This window comes from Streptomyces sp. BK79, from assembly GCF_044142145.1.
Taxonomy (GTDB): Bacteria; Actinomycetota; Actinomycetes; order Streptomycetales; family Streptomycetaceae; genus Streptomyces.
On the sequence record NZ_JBHVOC010000090.1, the window covers coordinates 1 to 679 of the forward strand.

Below are 679 nucleotides of genomic sequence, written 5' to 3' on the forward strand. Positions count from 1 at the left end.
CGACGCTCCCACGGCTTGTAGGCACACGGTTTCAGGTACTATTTCACTCCGCTCCCGCGGTACTTTTCACCATTCCCTCACGGTACTATCCGCTATCGGTCACCAGGGAATATTTAGGCTTAGCGGGTGGTCCCGCCAGATTCACACGGGATTTCTCGGGCCCCGTGCTACTTGGGTGTCTCTCAAACGAGCCGCTGATGTTTCGACTACGGGGGTCTTACCCTCTACGCCGGACCTTTCGCATGTCCTTCGCCTACATCAACGGTTTCTGACTCGTCTCACAGCCGGCAGACTGTGAAAGAGAGATCCCACAACCCCGCATACGCAACCCCTGCCGGGTCTCACACGTATACGGTTTGGCCTCATCCAGTTTCGCTCGCCACTACTCCCGGAATCACGGTTGTTTTCTCTTCCTGCGGGTACTGAGATGTTTCACTTCCCCGCGTTCCCTCCACACTGCCTATGTGTTCAGCAGCGGGTGACAGCCCATGACGACTGCCGGGTTTCCCCATTCGGAAACCCCCGGATCAAAGCCTGGTTGACGGCTCCCCGGGGACTATCGTGGCCTCCCACGTCCTTCATCGGTTCCTGGTGCCAAGGCATCCACCGTGCGCCCTTAAAAACTTGGCCACAGATGCTCGCGTCCACTGTGCAGTTCTCAAACAACGACCAACCACCC

1 rRNA gene is annotated in these 679 nt (G+C 57.7%); it reads right to left on the bottom strand.

The annotated features are described in order from the left end of the window. Positions 1-630: ribosomal RNA gene (locus tag ACFIF2_RS35905) — 23S ribosomal RNA — on the bottom strand; the annotation flags it as partial. Between the last annotated feature and the right edge of the window lie 49 nt (positions 631-679).